Below are 17,201 nucleotides of genomic sequence, written 5' to 3' on the forward strand. Positions count from 1 at the left end.
TATGAGCCTATTCAAGCAGTTGGAGAAAGTGCGCCACGCGCGTGAACGCGTGGCCCGGCATCGCGGCGAAATGGCCGCACCGGCCGCGGCGCTGCTGGAGCGCGGCTATCGCCATCCGCTCACCACCGTAGGCGCGGCCGCCGGCGCCGGGCTTGTGCTCGGCAGTCTTGGGGTCAGCCCGTTGCGCGTGCCGGGATTGGTTTCGACAGTGGGTGCGGGGCTTGCGGAAATCGTGGCGCACGGCACGCGCCTCATCGCTGAAATGGGCATGGACGGCGGCTACGACGGCAGCGACAGCGACGCGCCATGACCGCCGTCGAACCCACGGCGTTGCCGGCGGTGACATCGACAGATAGCCCGGTGCACGGTACACCCATGCCACCGCCGGCAAGCCTGACGCATGAGATGAAAGCCACCACCCGCGGCGTCAACCGCCTGCGCGGCCATCTGCGCAGCATCCGCATGTCGTTCACCGCGTTGCTGGTGCTCGCGCTGCTCTACACCGTCACCCTCGTTAAAGGTCTGATCATTCCGTTGGTGCTGGCGGCGTTCATCGGCTTGGCGCTCAATCCCATCGTGGCGCGCGGCACGCGTCATCACATACCGCGCTGGCTTGGCGCGAGTGTGCTGATGCTCACGCTGATGGCAGGCATCGGCACCGGTATCAGCATGCTCACGCAGCCCGCCTTGGGGTGGCTGCACAGTGCGCCATCGCAGATTCGCAGTTTCATTCCCAAGCTCGAACACATCACGCGGCCGCTCGAAGCCGCCGGCCGTGCAACGCAAACCTTGGTCAACGGTCATCCCGCGCGGCCGGATGCGGCACAAAATGCCGGCGATGTCGCGATCAGCGTGTGGGATGTACTGGCCAACGCGCCGAAGGTGCTGGCGGCAGTGCTCACCGTGGTGCTGCTGGTGTACTTCTTCCTCGTATACGGCGACCTGATCTTGCGCCGGCTGGTGGAGATCGCGCCTAACTTTGGCTACAAGCGCCACGCCGTCAGCATTGTGCGGGGCATCCAGACCGAAGTGTCGCGCTACATCCTCACCACCGTGGTCATCAACGTATCGTTGGGCGTCATTACGGCCGGCATGCTTTATCTGTTGCACATGCCCGATCCGGTGCTGTGGGGCGCGGTGGCGATGACCGCCAATTTCATCCCTTATGTCGGTGCCATCGTTACCACGGCCACGCTGCTGTTCGTCGGCTTGATTCACTACGACGCATTGGGGAACGCCTTGTTGCCCGCGTTCTGTTTCACCTGCCTGACGGCGTTCGAAGGCAACCTGATCACGCCGATGATTCTGGGGCGTCGCATGCGCGTCAGTCCGATCGCCATTCTCATCTGGCTGCTGATCTGGGGCTGGCTGTGGGGCGTGCCGGGCGCGTTGCTGGCCGTACCCATGCTCACCAGCGCGAAGCTGATTGCAGAGCGTGTACGTGGGTGGGAGTGGTTTGCGCGGATGGTGCAGCGCTGATCGACTTCGCCCCGTCATTCCTCGCCCTTCAGAGCCGAGCACATCCATGTGCTCTTCCCGCGTACCGGCGCAGGCCGGAATGCAGTTTCAAGATGTCGTGCGAAGCACTCAAGGCTGACGTTTGAGCAAGATAGAAGACTAGAGTGCTTGCGCCACCTGCGAGCAATGACTGTCGCCGCAGGCTTGCCACCCGCCGCCAAGCGCCTTGTACAACGCCACCGCGCGTGTATCGATCGCACTCTCCGACTGCGCCAGCGCATCTTCCGCCGATAATTGCACGCGTTCGGCATCCAGCAATTCCAGATAGCCGGTCGCACCCTCCTGGTAACGCACGCGCGCCAGATCGGCGGCGCGCCGGCTCTCCTGCGCTTGCGCGATCAACTGCTCGATGCGCGCGTGTTCGGCGTTGTAATTGACCACCGCGTTATCCACGTCTTCCATCGCCAGCAGCACGGTTCGCTGGTAATTGGCCTGCGCTGCATCGGCGCGCGCCTGGCTGGCATGCAGGTTCGAACGCACGCGTTCAACGTTCAAGCCGTTCCAGGTAATGTTCGGCATGAACGACCACGCGCGCGATGCCAGGCCGCCGAAATCGTTGCTGCGGCCGGCCAGGAAACCCACGAAACCGCCGAGCGTGATGTGCGGGAAAAAGTCCGCCTTGGCTACGCCGATACGCGCGGTAGCCGCCGCGTACTCGCGTTCGGCGATGCGCACGTCAGGCCGGCGCGACAACGCATCGCCGGCATCGCCGATCGGCAGCGCTGTGGCCATCGGCTTGAACGTGGCCGGTGAAACATCGACATCCAGCTCACCCGGCCGCTCGCCCAACAACACCGCCAGGCGATAGGTGTATCCGCGAACCTGCGCATCCAGCACCGGCAACTGCGCTTTCGCCGCGCTGAGCTGTGCGCTGGCGCTGGCCACGTCCTGTTCGGAGGCGGTGCCGATCTGTGCCCTGGCGCTGATCAACTTCAGCGTGTCGGTTTGATTGGCAATGTTGCGTTGGGCAATCGCGAGTCGCTGCTGGGTGCCGCGCAATTCAAAATAATTGCGCGCCACCTCCGCAAACAAGCTCACCTGCGCATCGCGCAAGGAAGCCTCGCTCGCATCCGCATCCGCGCGCGCCGCTTCCACGGAGCGGCGGACGCCGCCGAAGACATCGACTTCCCACGACGCATCGAAGCCGGCCTGATAAGTATCGATCGGAATACGCTGCGTCGTGAAACCAGGCTGTTGTTCGACGGCGCGGCTATAGGAAGCACCGGCACCGACGGTGGGAATCTGGTCCGACCTCGCCGTGCCCAACAGCGCGCGCGATTCGGCCAGGCGTGCCTGTGCGATCGTCAAATCGAGGCTGCCCCTGGCTGCGCGCTCGATCAGCGCATCGAGCGCGGGATCATTGAACTGCTTCCACCATGCGGCCTGGAACTGTGTATTGCTTTCCCATTGCGCGTCGATGCCCTGCACGTTCGCCGGTGGTGTGTGAGGCGTCTGGTAATCCGGCCCCACGCTGGCACATCCGGCCAGCGCGAGTGCGGCAAACAAAGCGGTATTACGGAGAAAACGTACCATCTCAATGGCCCTCCAGAGCGGGCAAGTTGGATGCGTGCTGCTTCTTGCGCGCGTCGCGGCGTTCCACCACGGCGCGGATCAGCACGTAGAACAGCGGGGTATAGATCAAGCCGAAGATGGTCACGCCCAACATGCCGGAGAACACCGCCACGCCCATGGCGTGACGCATTTCCGCGCCGGCGCCGTGCGAGGTCACCAGCGGCACCACACCCATGATGAAGGCGATTGATGTCATCAAGATCGGGCGCAAACGCAGCCTTGCCGCTTCCAGCACCGCGTCGTGGCGAGACATGCCTTCATGCTGGCGCTCGCGCGCGAACTCCACGATCAGGATCGCGTTCTTGCACGCCAGCCCCACCAGGACGATCAAGCCGATCTGCGTGAAGATGTTGTCGTCACCACCGGACAGCCACACACCGGCAATCGCAGACAGCAACACCATCGGCACGATCAGGATCACCGCCAAAGGCAGCGACCAGCTTTCGTACAGCGAAGACAACACCAGGAACACCAGCAGCACACACAACGGGAACACCAGCACGGCGGTGTTGCCGGCGAGAATCTGCTGATAGGTGAGATCGGTCCATTCGTAGCTCATGCCATTGGGCAGATTTTCCTGCGCCAGCTTTTCCATCGCCGCCTGGGCCTGCCCGGAGCTGAAGCCTGGTGCAGGGCCGCCGTTGATTTCGGCCGTGATGTAACCGTTGTAATGCTGCACGCGTTCCAATCCAGCCGTGCGCTGCACGGTTACGAACGAACCCAGCGGCACCATGTCGCCATTGGCACTGCGCGTCTTCAGCTGAAGGATGTTTTGCGGCTCGTGACGAAATGCAGGCTCGGCCGAAACGTTCACCTGATAGACGCGGCCAAAACGATTGAAGTCGTTCACGTACAGCGAGCCCAGGTAGGCTTGCAAGGTTTCGTCGACGTCGCTCAGATCCACGCCTTCGGCTTTGGCTTTTTCGCGGTCCACATTCGCATCGATCTGCGGCACGCTTACCTGATAACTGGAAAACAAGCCGGCCAACGCAGGCACTTTTTGACTCTGCGCGATCAGGTTTTGCGTCTGCTTGTACAGCTCATCGAAACCGAGCTGCCCACGATCCTCGACCTGAATGCGGAAACCACCGATGGTGCCCAGGCCTTGTACGGGCGGCGGCGGGAACGTGGCGATGTACGCGTCCTGGATGGTGGCGAACTTCTGGTTCAAGGCGGCGGCAATCGCGCCGGCGGAGAGCGACGGATCGCGACGCTCATCGAACGGCTTCAGCGTCTCGAACACGATGCCCGCGTTGGTGGCATTGGTGAAGCCATTGATCGACAGGCCCGGGAACGCTACCGCGCTTTGCACACCCGGTTGCTTCAAGGCCATTTCGGACATGCGACGGATCACGTCTTCCGTGCGGTCCAGCGACGAGGCATCCGGCAACTGCGCGAACGACACCAGGTACTGCTTGTCCTGCTGCGGCACAAAGCCCATCGGTACGTGTGAGAACCCCAGCCATGCCATGCCGATCAAGCCGGCATACACCACCAGCGCCGCCGAGCCCTTGCCGACAATGCGCTTCACGCCGCCGACATAACGATCCGCACTGCGATGGAAGAAGCGGTTGAACGGGCGGAAGAACCAGCCCAACGCCTTGTCCATCAGCAGCGACAGGCGATCTTTCGGCGCGTCATGCCCTTTCAGCAACACGGCGGCCAGCGCGGGGCTGAGGCTTAGCGAGTTGAAGGCCGAGATCACCGTGGAAATCGCGATCGTCAGCGCGAACTGGCGATAGAACTGGCCGGTCAGGCCGCTGATGAATGCGGTCGGTATGAACACCGCGCACAACACCAACGCGGTCGCGATGATGGGGCCGGTGACTTCGTTCATTGCACGCCGTGTTGCTTCTTTTGGCGCGTAGCCGAGCTCGATATTGCGCTCGACGTTTTCAACGACCACGATCGCGTCGTCCACCACGATGCCGATCGCCAATACCAAACCGAACAGCGACAGCGCATTGAGCGAAAAGCCGACCAGATACATGATCGCGAACGTGCCGATCAGCGAGACCGGCACGGCCACCAACGGGATGATCGATGCGCGCCAGGTCTGCAGGAACAGGATCACCACCAGCACGACCAGGATGATCGCCTCGATCAAGGTATGCGCGACGGCTTCGATCGAGCCGCGCACGAACACGGTCGGGTCGTAGACGATGTGGTATTCGATGCCCTGCGGGAATTCCTTCTTCAGCTCCTCCATCGTCGCGCGCACTTCGTCGGAGATCTGAATCGCATTCGCCCCGGGACGCGCGAAGATCGGAATCGCCACCGCCGGCTGGTTATCCAGCAAGCTGCGTAACGCGTACTGGTTCGAACCGAGCTCGATGCGAGCGACATCGCGCAGATGCACCACGCTGCCATCCGGATCGGTGCGCACGATGATGTTGCCGAATTCGTCCGTGGTGCTCAGCCGTCCTTGCGTGTGGACGTTGAGCTGAAAGTCGGTGTTGCCCGGTACCGGCGGCGCATTCAGCGCGCCGGCGGCCACCGCGACGTTCTGCTCCTGGATCGCATGCACGACATCGCCGGTGGTGAGTTTGCGTTGCGCGAGCTTGTCCGGGTTGAGCCAGACACGCATGCTGTATTCGCCGGCACCGAACAACTGCACATCGCCTACACCATCCAGGCGCGCAAGGATGTCCTTGATGTGCAGGCGCGCGTAGTTGGACAGATACAGCATGTCGTAACGCTTATCCGGCGAAGTAAGGTGCACGACCATGGTGAGGTCGGGCGAGCTTTTCTGCGTGGTGACACCCAGGCGCTGCACTTCTTCGGGCAACCTCGGCAACGCCTGCGACACGCGGTTTTGCACTTCCACCTGGGCGTTGTTGAGATCGGTGCCCAATGCAAAGGTCACGGTGAGCGTCAGCTGTCCGTCGCTGGTCGATTGCGAGGACGAATACAGCATGCCTTCCACGCCGTTGATTTGTTCTTCCAGTGGCGTGGCGACGGTTTCGCCGATTACTTCCGGGCTGGCGCCCGGATAGGTGGCGTGCACCACCACGGTGGGCGGCACCACTTCGGGGTATTCGCTGATCGGCAGCTTGAACACCGCGATGCTGCCGGCGATCACGAAGATCAGCGAAAGCACCGCGGCCATGATCGGCCGGTCGACGAAAAACTGTGCGATGTTTTTCATGTCATTTCTCGAATACGTTTCCAATTGCTGCTCCCTCCCCTACGTGCAGTAGGGGAGGGTTGGGGTGAGGCCATCTGGCGATGAACGCAAGCCGTACGGCGCCCCGGCCCGGCCCTGCCAGGCAGGGCCGGGAGCCACTTTCAACCCTGCGAATGCTTCTGCGCGTTCGGTGCATCGGTCTGCGCTGTCCGCGCATCACTGCCATCCGGATTCGTCGCAGCCGCATCGACCAGCGCCTTCTCCTGCGCATCGAGGCGGGAATCCATCGCGACCTGTTGCGGATTCACTTCCACGCCTGGACGCACATGTTGCAGACCATTGATCACCACTACATCGCCCGCACTCAGACCGTCATCGATCACGCGCATGCCATGGAACAGCGGACCGGGTTCCACTTTGCGGTACTGCACCTTGTGTTGGGCATCGACCACGTACACGAACTGATTGCTCAAGTCCGTGCCCAGCGCGCGATCATCGATCAACACGCGCGGGTGCGGCTGACCGCTTTGCAGTCGCACGTGCGCATACAAGCCGGGTGTCAGCAAGCCGTCTTCATCGTCGAACACGGCGCGCAGACGCATCGTGCCGGAGGTGGCACGTACCTGGTTGTCGACGAAATCGACGCGCCCGGTGTGCGGATAGCCCTGCTCATCGGTCAGACCCATGGCCACTTCGATACGCGGTGCGTGGCCGTTCTGGACCGCACTGCGGCGCAGGCGAGCCAGCTTCAGCCAGGTTTGCTCATCCACATCGAAATACATGTAGACCGGATCGACCGACACCACGCTGGTGAGCACGTCCGCGCTCGATACCAAGTTGCCCGACTGGATATGCGCATTGCTAACGCGGCCATCGATCGGTGCGCGCACTTGCGTCCAGTCCAGATTGAGCTTGGCCGTGGCCAGTGCCGCCGTGGAGGCTTCCAGCGTTGCCTTGGCACTTTGCTCGGCGGTGTTCTGGCTATCGGCGTCTTCCTGCGAAATCGCGTGCTGGGCGAGCAGGCGGCGTGCGCGATCCGCATTGGCCTGGGCCAGCGCAAGCTGCGCTTTCGCTTGCGCGACGTTGGCTGTCAGCCGGTCGACTTCCGCCTGGAACGGCCGCGGATCGATCACGAACAACACATCGCCCTTGTGCACTTGCGTGCCTTCTTTAAATTGCACGGCGTTCACATAGCCGCTTACGCGCGGACGCACGTCGACGGCATCGACGGCCTGCAACTGTCCGGTGAAGTCGGCGCTGTCGCTGATCGGACGCACCATGACCGAAGCCACGGTCACCTCCGGCGCACCACCTTGCGCACCGGCTGACTGGGCATGGGCACCGCCCTGGCGACCCAGCAGCGCCCAACTGCCAGCAATGGCTGCTATGACCAGGCCGGCCAGGATTGCTTTCTTCAACATCACTCGCTCCCGTTTTTGTCAGATGCCGGAAAGGCGCCTTCCTGCGCTTTCCAAGGCGTCGAGCCGCGCGGATGCCCGGGCTCGGATATGGCGAAATCAGGTACCTAAGTGGCCTAACTTCGCGACAGACCATCCCGGTCTGTCCTGACAGGGCAATCAACGCGCCATGTCAGACTTCTCTTGCCGCAATGCAGCAGAATTTGCGACGGAACGAATAATGGGTATACCGTACAGTTTAGAAAATCCGGTTCTTGCGCAAGCCACTCGTGACCCCAAATCACGAATGACCGCATAATGATCAGCAGAACGTATTCTGGATGGTGCTATGGAAGATTTTTCCGCTATTTCCGCCTTCGTCCGGGTGGTGGACGCAAAAAGCTTTGCCTCTGCTGCCGCGCAGCTAGGCATGACCCCTTCCGGGGTCAGCCGGGCCGTCTCCCGGCTGGAGGAGCGCCTCGGCGTGCGCCTGCTGTTCCGCTCCACCCGGGCCCTGCGTCTAACCGACGATGGCGCCTCGTTCTATACACGTTGCAGGGAGATCCTGGCCGATCTGGCCGAAGCGACGGAATCCCTGGGCTATGCGCACCGCAAGCCGCAGGGCAAGCTGCGGGTGGGTATGTCGGCCTCGGTGGGGCGCGCCGCCATCGTGCCGCAGCTGTCCGAATTCGAGCGCCGCTACCCCGACATCCGGCTCGAGCTGATGATGTGCGATTACCCCTACGACTTGAACGAGGAAGGCGTGGACTGCGCCATCCGCATGGGCGAGCTGGAGGATTCCAGCCTGATCGCCCGCAAGATCGGCTATCTGCGCAACGTGCTGCTGGCCTCGCCGGACTATCTGGAACGCCACGGCGCGCCGACCAGCGTCGAGGATCTGAAGAACCATCGCTGCATCAACTACGTCTACGCCAACGGCAAGCCGCGGCTATGGCTGTTCGATACGCCAACCGGCCAGCTCGAGCTGGATGTGAATGCGCATTTGCTGATCAACGATGGTGAATCGGTGATCCAGGCGGCGATGGCGGGGCTGGGCATCATCCAGGCGCCGCATGTGCTGGCGGCGTGTGCCCTGGACATGGGCAGGCTTGAACCTATCCTCCCCAACACCGTATCCACGGGCAAAAATGTGTGGATCGTTTATCCGCAGAAGAAGCATTTGTCGGCGCGCGTGCAGGCCTTCATCGAATGGTCGCGTGAGTTGTTCGAGCGTCCGTTCGAGTCGATGTGCCCGGTGGCGCCGGTAGTGGAAGCGCTCAGGCCGCCGTTGCCGCCGGTGGTGAAGGAGAAACTGGTGCGTGCGCAATAGCCATGATGCAAGGCCAAACCTCACCGTCGCCCCGGCGAACGCCGGGGCCTAGTGACTTGGATATCTGCACGTCGCTGGGCCCCAGCATCCGCGCCGGGGAGGATAGACGAACGGGGTCAGGCCCCAGCCGGAATCAACAACAACAGCGCAGCGCCCAGCGCAATGCGATACACCGCAAACCACGTAAACCGATGCGTGCGGATGTAGCCCAACAACCACTTCACCGCCACGAATGCCACCACCAGCGACACCAGGAAGCCGATGATCAGCGCGCTCCAGTCTTCGTGAGCGGCACCGCCGCCCTTGAGCACTTTCAATAGCTCATAACCGGTCGCTGCATACATGGTGGGAATGCCTACCAAAAACGAAAACTCCGTAGCAGCTGGACGATTGCTGGTGCCTGCGAGCATTGCGGTAAAGATCGTCGCTCCCGAACGCGATGTACCTGGAAACACCCCGGCAACGATCTGTGCGATGCCCACCAGGATCGCCACGCGCCAGGTCACTTCACGGCGATCCACCTGTCGGGCGGCAATCGCTTCGGCACCGAGTATCCAAAAACCGCCGATCAACAACGCCCATGCAATCGGCGTCACCGTCTCAGGCAGCTTGAACCCATAGTGCGTCACCACCACCCCGAGCACACACGTGATCGCAAACGCAACCGACAGCTTGAACAGATACGTGCGGTTGGCCGGTTCTTGCCATTGCGTGAGCAACTCCCAGATGCGCTTCCGATAGATCAGCGTGATGGCCAGGATCGCACCGGCCTGGATGCCCACGTTGAACAGATCGGACCGATCGCCCAGTCCAAAGCGCTCGGCGATCAGCAGATGTCCGGTGCTGGAGATCGGCAGGAATTCGGTGATGCCTTCGATGATGCCCAGCAGGACGACATGGATGAAATCGTGCACGCGCAAGAACTCCTTTTGGGATGCAAGGCGGGCGTTTGGCCGACGCCCAGACGGTATAGCCTAAGGCTTTGCGCTTGCTTAGCCGATCGGACAGCAGCTCAATTTCATACGCACTAAATTGGTGCAAATACATCCCCAATTTCGTGCAAAAGAGCCCGCGCAATGCGCGGGTTTTTATGTAATCATTTGAAGCTTAAACTGTTTTGCAGTTGGTACGGTGCTTGCCTAAGAAGCACGCGCGACCCCTTCTACACATCATCGAGGTTTTACATGTCCGCCAAGAAAGTGCTCGACCTGATCAAGGAAAAAGAGGTCGAGTTCGTCGACCTGCGTTTCGCCGACATGCTCGGCAAGCACCACCACGTCACCTTCCCGGCGCATGCCATCGACGAGTCGACCTTCGAAGACGGCAAGATGTTCGACGGCTCCTCGATCTCCGGCTGGAAGGGCATCAATGAATCGGACATGGTGCTGCTGCCCGACGCGGACACGGCTTACCTCGATCCGTTCAGCGCCCACACCCAGCTCGTCCTGCACTGCGATGTGCTCGAACCGAGCACCATGCAGGCCTACGGCCGTGATCCGCGCTCCATCGCCAAGCGCGCCGAGGCGTATCTGAAGTCCACCGGCCTGGCTGACACAGCGTACTTCGGTCCGGAGCCGGAATTCTTCATCTTCGATTCCGTGCGCTGGCAGAACGACATGGGCCGCGTGTTCTATGAAATCGAATCGCAGGAAGCGGCGTGGAGCTCGCGCTTCAAGTACGACGAAGGCAACAGTGGCCATCGTCCGGGTGTGAAGGGTGGTTACTTTCCGGTGAGCCCGGTGGATTCGCTGGGCGATCTGCGAGCGGACATGTGCAAGGTGCTCGAATCGCTCGGCCAGGTGGTCGAAGTGCATCACCACGAAGTGGCCAATGCCGGTCAGTGCGAAATCGGCGTCAAGTTCAACACGCTGGTGACGAAGGCCGATGAACTGATGACGCTCAAGTACGTCATCAAGAACGTGGCGCATCAGAACGGCAAGACCGTGACCTTCATGCCCAAGCCGATCGTCGGCGACAACGGCAGCGGCATGCATGTGCACCAGTCGCTGAGCAAGGACGGCAAGAACCTGTTCTCCGGCGATCTTTACGGCGGCCTCTCACAGCTCGCGCTGTGGTACATCGGCGGCATCTTCAAGCACGCCAAGGCCATCAACGCGTTCGCCAACTCCACCACCAACAGCTACAAGCGTCTGGTGCCGGGCTTCGAAGCGCCGGTGATGCTGGCCTACTCCGCGCGCAACCGTTCGGCGAGCTGCCGCATTCCGTTCGTGTCCAACCCGAAGGGTCGTCGCATCGAACTGCGTTTCCCCGACCCGATCCAGTCCGGCTACCTCACCTTTACTGCGCTGATGATGGCGGGCCTGGACGGCATCTTGAACAAGATTGACCCGGGTGCGCCGGCCGACAAGGATCTCTACGATCTGCCGCCGGAAGAAGAGAAGAACATCCCGCAGGTGTGCTCCAGCCTCGACGCGGCGTTGGAAGCGCTGGATAAGGACCGTGAGTTCCTCAAGGCCGGCGGCGTGTTCACCGATGACTTCATCGATGCTTACATCGAACTGAAGATGCAGGAAGTGACGCGCTATCGCGCCAGCACGCATCCGCTGGAATTCCAGATGTACTACGCGATCTGATCGCGACTGCAGTTGATGCAAAAACAACGGGCGCTTCGGCGCCCGTTGTCGTTTTCGACCATGGCCATGAACGCCGCGGCCTGCCGTTGCCTGTGTCCCCGCTTATAGCTGACAGGGTTATTGGACTATATGCATAAGGATTCGAGGCTTAGCTTCGCCACGCATCTTCCCTGCAGAAATATCGATAACTACCTGATTTTCAGAGTGGTCCTATGTACCACCCGGCGTCCGATTGCTAACCTTATTCGCTCGAAATCTTGCGAGCGGCCGTGTGGATACGTGCTGCTTGGCGTATAGATCGAGCGATCGTCACCCAAGGCATTCCTAAACGCGATTCAGTTGAACTGAGGCGCGTTATCGGGCCGTGCCTCGAAATCCTGAGACTTCAACCAACCTCCGCGAGAAATCGGCGGGCTGCTTAGTCGTCGCCCGATCCACGGAAAACCCGAGCAATCACCTTTCGCGAACCTGTGCTTCGAGAACAAAGATGATCACCATGTATGCAGTGATATGGATGATGCTCGACCTGTTATGGATGATGGCAGGCGCATGGTTTGCCTACGTCTGCGCAAGTGGTCCGTCGGCGCCATGGCAGGAGTGGGAAACGATGTTGGTCGGCGCGGGCAGCCCGTTGCTGCTGGCTGCGTTTGCGATGACCGGCGTATACGCGCGCAAGCGCCGCAAGAAGTCGGACGGCGTCACCCACCGCATCGTGCCGCTATCCATTCTCGCGTGGGTGATTGCCAGTCGCGCGACCGTGTCGATGAAGATGCATCATCCGCATGTGTTTGCATGGCTGGACCTGTGGCTGGTGGCGACGACGATCCTGACGGTGGTCTCGCGCTTGATCTTGGGCAAGTGGATGGATCGCATCGGCCATGACCGTTCACGTCCGCAACGCGTCGTGATTGCCGGCGACGCGGCATATCTCTCCACATGGTTGCAGACCGGTCGGGTCAAACCTGATGAATATGCGGTGGTGGCTGCCCTCGCGGCGGATGCAACCTCGCCGTTGAACGCGAATATTCCTGTGCTGGGCGATTTCGAAAATCTGGTCGCCAAGGCCAAGAATCACGATTTCGACGAGCTATGGCTGGCGCTTCCCATGTCCCGGCAAACGGAAATCAGCCGTTATGTGATGGCGTTGCAGCATCACTTCATCAATATCCGCCTGTTCGCGGACGCGCAAAACATTCCCTTGTTCAATCCCGCTGCGACCACCTTTGCAGGCACCGCTTTTATCGATCTGGTGACTTCATCATCGGACCAGAAAGACGCGTGGTCCAAGTCGCTGTTCGACCGACTGTTTGCCCTGATGGTTCTGCTGGCGCTGCTGCCAATGCTCGCCCTGATCGCAATTCTGATCAAAGGGAGTTCGCGCGGGCCGGTATTCTTCCGGCAGCGACGCAAAGGCGTGGATGGAAGAGAGTTCACCATTCTCAAATTCCGGTCGATGTATGTGCATCGGGAGAAGCCAGGCCAGCTGACTCAAGCCAGCAAGAATGACCATCGTGTCACGTCGATTGGCCGCCTTCTGCGCAAGACCAGCCTGGATGAATTACCGCAATTCATCAACGTGCTGTTCGGACAGATGTCGGTGGTCGGTCCACGCCCGCATGCGGTCGAGCACGATGACTTGTACATGCGGCTCATCGACGGCTACATGTACCGCTACCGGATCAAGCCGGGGATCACCGGCTGGGCGCAGATCAACGGAGCACGAGGCGAAACCGCAAAGGTGGAGCTGATGGCGCGTCGCGTCGCACTGGACCTTTTCTATATCCAACATTGGTCGTTCTGGTTGGACGTAAAGATCGTCGTGATGACGATCTTCAAAGGCTTCGTCGCCAAGAACGCGCATTAAAAGCAGAAGTCATTTATGAATGTTCTACCCCTTACATGTCTGAAGCAGTCGGGACGCCGGTGGATGGCCCTGGCCGGAACGCTATGGCTTGGCGGCTGCGCGATCGCGCCCGGCATGCATGCGCCCTCGACGCATGAGGCACCGTCGATCACGCTGATCACGCCTGCGTTGATCGCGGCGCAGGAGCCGAAAGAGGATCCGCAGATTGCAGCACTGCTGTCTACCTTCTCGGTCACAAACGGGGAATATCGAATTGGGCCCGCGGATATTCTGGCCATCGGCGTGGTGCAACATCCCGAATTGGTACCACCGGACGCGCCGCCTGCGCGCGATGGAACGGATCAGCCGTTTGGCTTCGTGGTCGATGCGACCGGTTATTTGAATTATCCGTATGTGGGTGGTGTAGAAGCCGCGGGCAAGACGGTCGAGCAGGTGCGCGCAGAACTTACCCGACGGTTAGTGCAATACATTCGCGAGCCGCAAGTCGCGGTTCGCGTAATCGGCTTTCGAAGCAAGCGCGTCTATGTGGATGGGGCGGTGCGTCTGGCCGGCAGTCAGGACATCACCGATGTACCAATGACGCTCGCCCTGGCGCTGGCCCGTTCCGGTGGTATTGCGACCAGTAGCGATGCGAGCAAGATCACCATTACGCGCGGCGGACATGTTTATCCCGTCGATCTTCACGCGCTGGTTCGCGTGGGACATGGCGCCGAAGGTATTCATCTGCGCGACGGCGATCGCGTACACGTCGCCGAATCGGCCGACAATCCCGTTTTCGTCGCGGGTGAAGTGGGTCAAGCGCATGCAGTGCCGATGCATGATGGGGCTTTGACCCTGGGTGACGCGCTGGCCCTATCGGGTTCGGTTAGCCAGATCGGCAGCAATCCGCGCGGCATCTACGTGGTGCGTGTGCAAGACATTCATGCCGCGCCGCAGGTGTATCGCCTGGATGCGTCGTCGCCAACCGGGCTTGCCCTGGCCGGACGCTTTCAACTGCAGGCACGCGACCTCGTTTATGTGCAAACAGCCGGCCTGATGCGCTGGAACCGCATCACGAGCCTGCTGCTATCGAGCACGCTTTCGACCTACAACCTGCAGCGCGCGGCGAGCGGCCAATGATCCGCGGCATCCTCTTCCTCTGCGTTGGCAACCTATGTCGCAGTCCGATGGCTGAAGGGCTTTTGCGCCAATGCATGCCGGAGCTCAACATAGCTTCGGCGGGTTTGCAGGCAAAAGTGGGCATGCCACCCGAACCGCATGCGGTGGACGTGATGCACGCACACGGCGTGGATATCAGCCGCCACCGCTCGCGCCCGCTAAACCGTTCGATGCTTTCCACCTATGACATGGTGCTGGTCATGGACAACCGGCTCAAGCATGAGGTGCTGTCCCGCTATCCCCACCTGCGCGGCAGAGTGCACGTCCTCGCAGAAGACGGCATCGCCGATCCTTATCAACAGTCCTACGACGTTTTCGTCGACTGCTATACCCGCATAGCTACGGCCGTCAACGCGTGGCAGCCCCGATTGCGTGCACTAGCCGGGGCATTCGCAAGAGACGTTTCATGATGACGAAAAGCCTGACCGCGGCAGCGCGCGAAACCACGCGTGACACGATTGACCTGGTCGCCGTGCTCGACATGCTGTGGCGATCCTGGACATTGATCGCCAAGACCGCCGGGGCGGTCTTCGCCATGGGCCTGCTGTATGCGTGGCTCGGCACACCTGTGTATGAATCGCGCCTGTTGGTGCAGATCCAGAGCAACAGCGATAGCAACGCTACGCAATTGCTGGGAAGCCTGTCGGCCTTCCTGGGTGTGAAATCCAGCGACGAGGCCGAAATGCAGATTTTGGGTTCGCGCAGGGTCATTGGCGCAGCGGTAGAAACGACGCGTTACTACATTCAGGCCGAGCCCGCACGTTTTCCGCTGCTCGGCCGGTGGATCGCTGACGGGCAAACCACGCTTTCGAGGCCCGGTCTGTTCGGCCTGGGCGGTTACGCGTGGGGTAACGAATCGATCGACATCGTGCAGTTTGATACGCCTCGGGTTTTCGAGGGCGACAAGTTCACCTTGATTGCACTTGGCGGCGGTCGCTACAGCGTGAGCTCGTCGGACATGGCCAAGGCGTACACCGGACAGATCGGTGCATTGGCGCACATTCAGACCGATGCAGGGAACGTGTTGCTCAATGTCAGCGCCATCCACGCCAATCCCGGAACGCGCTTCAAGCTTTATCGCTATTCGCGCCAGCAGACGATTTCCGATCTGCAGCAGCGCCTGGTCATCGTCGACAAAGCCAAAGATGCCGGTGTCATCTCCGTGGCGTTGCAAAGTGCTCACCCGCAACGCGCGGCCGCTCTAGTCAAAGCTCTCGGTGCGGCCTACGTCAGCCAGGGCGGCGAGCAAAAAGCACAAGAAGCCGAGCAGTCGCTGGCATTTCTCGAGCAGCAACTGCCGGACATGAAACAAAATCTGCGCAACGCAGAAGATGCCCTGCTCGCTTATCGCAACAGGCATGGAGCCATCGATCTGGGCGAGGAAGCCAAGCTCAGCATGGGCCAGGTCATTGCTCTGCAAACGCGAATCAGCCTGCTCCAACAAGAACGGCAGGCCAAGCTGCAACAGCTCACGCCCAAGCATCCGGAGGTCATTTCCCTCGACCTGCAGATCGCTACCCTGCAAAAACAGGTTGATAGAGTCGACGCACGCATCAGGCAGCTGCCTGATGCCGAGCAGGATGTAGTCCGGCTTGCGCGTGACGTAAAAGTCAATAGTGACTTATACGTCGCCATGCTCAATAGCATGCAGCAGCTACGCCTCGTGCGCGCAGGCAACGTCGCCAGCGTGCGTGTCGTCGATGACGCCGAGCTGCCTGAGCAATCCATCTGGCCGAAGCCGGCCATCGTCATCGGCGGCGCGCTGGTGCTGGGCATCCTACTGGGCCTTTGCATCGCGCTGGCGCGTAGCCTCTGGCGCGGCTCGGTCACCGATCCGCACGACATCGAGCAGCGCCTCGATGTGCCCGTCCACGCAACCATTCCGCACAGCAAAAGTCAGGCCCGCAACGATCGGCTCGGCTGGAGACGCTTGCCTGGCGGCAAGACGAACCGTTTGCCGATGACGATTACGCATCCGCATGAGCCCGCGGTGGAAGGCTTGCGTGGATTGAATATCGCCTTGCAATTGCGGGGTCTGGAGGCACGTAACGGTATCGTGCTGATCACCAGTGCAACGCAGGACGTCGGCAAATCGTTCGTCGCCGCCAATCTGGCCGTATTGTTGGCGAAAGCGGGCAAGCGCGTGCTGTTGATTGACGGCGACCTGCGCAAAGGCAGCATGCATCGCACCTTCAATGTGGAAGACGCCAACGGCCTTACCGCGGTATTGCGTGGGCAGGCAAGCTTGGCCGAGGCCGTGCAATCAACCAGCGTGGCCGGACTATCGCTACTGACCACGGGTGTCAAAGTTTCCGATTCCGCAGAGCTCCTGCAGAGCGCTGGCTTGAAAAAATGTCTGCACGATGCGGCGGCCGGTTACGACATCGTGCTAATCGATACCGCGCCGCTGCTACCGGTGGCCGATACCCTGTGGCTCGTGCAGCAGGCGGGCTCGATCTATGTCGTCGCGCGTTATGGGGTTACCAGCGAAGGTGAATTGATCGAGGCGACCTCGCGGCTGGCGCGTGTCGGCGTCGAGTGTGATGGCCTGGTGCTCAATGGCGTGCGGTCCAGTCTGCAAGGTGGGCGCTATGGCCAGTATGGCGGTGGCAGTTACGGCACCGTGGAAACCGCATAACGC

General features: G+C 61.0%; 12 protein-coding genes. 8 read left to right on the plus strand and 4 right to left on the minus strand.

The genetic code is table 11. From position 1 onward, the window contains the following. The first annotated feature begins 1 nt into the window (after position 1). On the plus strand, positions 2-310 hold the full coding sequence (locus DWU98_RS10565; RefSeq protein WP_115495523.1) for a hypothetical protein: 309 nt from the start codon (positions 2-4) through the stop codon (positions 308-310). Next, positions 307-1,479, plus strand: a complete 1,173-nt coding sequence (locus tag DWU98_RS10570; protein ID WP_115495524.1) for an AI-2E family transporter — start codon at positions 307-309, stop codon at positions 1,477-1,479. Before DWU98_RS10565 ends, DWU98_RS10570 begins: the two co-directional genes overlap by 4 nt. Positions 1,480-1,617: 138 nt before the next feature. Here the strand turns inward: DWU98_RS10570 and DWU98_RS10575 are convergent, their stop codons facing one another. The 3 genes from DWU98_RS10575 to DWU98_RS10585 form a co-directional block, all read right to left on the minus strand. After that, positions 1,618-3,051: an efflux transporter outer membrane subunit gene (locus DWU98_RS10575; RefSeq protein ID WP_115495525.1), complete on the minus strand. Its 1,434-nt coding sequence runs from the start codon at positions 3,049-3,051 to the stop codon at positions 1,618-1,620. Position 3,052: 1 nt separating this feature from the next. Continuing rightward, complete coding sequence (locus DWU98_RS10580; RefSeq protein ID WP_115495526.1) at positions 3,053-6,238, minus strand: efflux RND transporter permease subunit; 3,186 nt, start codon at positions 6,236-6,238, stop codon at positions 3,053-3,055. A 140-nt stretch (positions 6,239-6,378) separates the two neighbouring features. After that, positions 6,379-7,638: an efflux RND transporter periplasmic adaptor subunit gene (locus DWU98_RS10585; protein ID WP_115495527.1), complete on the minus strand. Its 1,260-nt coding sequence runs from the start codon at positions 7,636-7,638 to the stop codon at positions 6,379-6,381. A gap of 325 nt (positions 7,639-7,963) precedes the next feature. On the opposite strand from DWU98_RS10585, the gene DWU98_RS10590 reads away from it, so the two are divergent. Next, positions 7,964-8,944 (plus strand): LysR family transcriptional regulator, encoded by a 981-nt coding sequence (locus tag DWU98_RS10590; protein WP_115495528.1) that lies wholly within the window; start codon positions 7,964-7,966, stop codon positions 8,942-8,944. A 116-nt stretch (positions 8,945-9,060) separates the two neighbouring features. Here DWU98_RS10590 and DWU98_RS10595 read toward each other — a convergent pair whose 3' ends face one another. Next, positions 9,061-9,858 (minus strand): undecaprenyl-diphosphate phosphatase, encoded by a 798-nt coding sequence (locus DWU98_RS10595; protein ID WP_115495621.1) that lies wholly within the window; start codon positions 9,856-9,858, stop codon positions 9,061-9,063. Between the two features lie 270 nt (positions 9,859-10,128). Between DWU98_RS10595 and glnA the strand changes: the two genes are divergently transcribed. The 5 genes from glnA (at position 10,129) to DWU98_RS10620 (ending at position 17,198) form a co-directional block, all read left to right on the plus strand. Further along, positions 10,129-11,538, plus strand: coding sequence for a type I glutamate--ammonia ligase (gene glnA / locus DWU98_RS10600; RefSeq protein ID WP_115495529.1), 1,410 nt, complete (start codon positions 10,129-10,131; stop codon positions 11,536-11,538). A 487-nt stretch (positions 11,539-12,025) separates the two neighbouring features. Beyond that, positions 12,026-13,402: an undecaprenyl-phosphate glucose phosphotransferase gene (locus tag DWU98_RS10605; RefSeq protein WP_115495530.1), complete on the plus strand. Its 1,377-nt coding sequence runs from the start codon at positions 12,026-12,028 to the stop codon at positions 13,400-13,402. A 15-nt stretch (positions 13,403-13,417) separates the two neighbouring features. Beyond that, a complete protein-coding gene (locus tag DWU98_RS10610) occupies positions 13,418-14,521 on the plus strand; it encodes a polysaccharide biosynthesis/export family protein (RefSeq protein ID WP_115495531.1) in 1,104 nt (367 codons plus the stop codon). Further along, complete coding sequence (locus tag DWU98_RS10615; protein WP_115495532.1) at positions 14,518-14,970, plus strand: arsenate reductase/protein-tyrosine-phosphatase family protein; 453 nt, start codon at positions 14,518-14,520, stop codon at positions 14,968-14,970. Before DWU98_RS10610 ends, DWU98_RS10615 begins: the two co-directional genes overlap by 4 nt. Beyond that, a complete protein-coding gene (locus tag DWU98_RS10620) occupies positions 14,967-17,198 on the plus strand; it encodes a polysaccharide biosynthesis tyrosine autokinase (protein ID WP_115495533.1) in 2,232 nt (743 codons plus the stop codon). The genes DWU98_RS10615 and DWU98_RS10620 overlap by 4 nt, the downstream gene beginning before the upstream one ends. Positions 17,199-17,201: the final 3 nt, after the last annotated feature.

This window comes from Dyella monticola, assembly GCF_003363155.1.
In the GTDB taxonomy this organism is placed as follows: Bacteria; Pseudomonadota; Gammaproteobacteria; order Xanthomonadales; family Rhodanobacteraceae; genus Dyella_B; species Dyella_B monticola.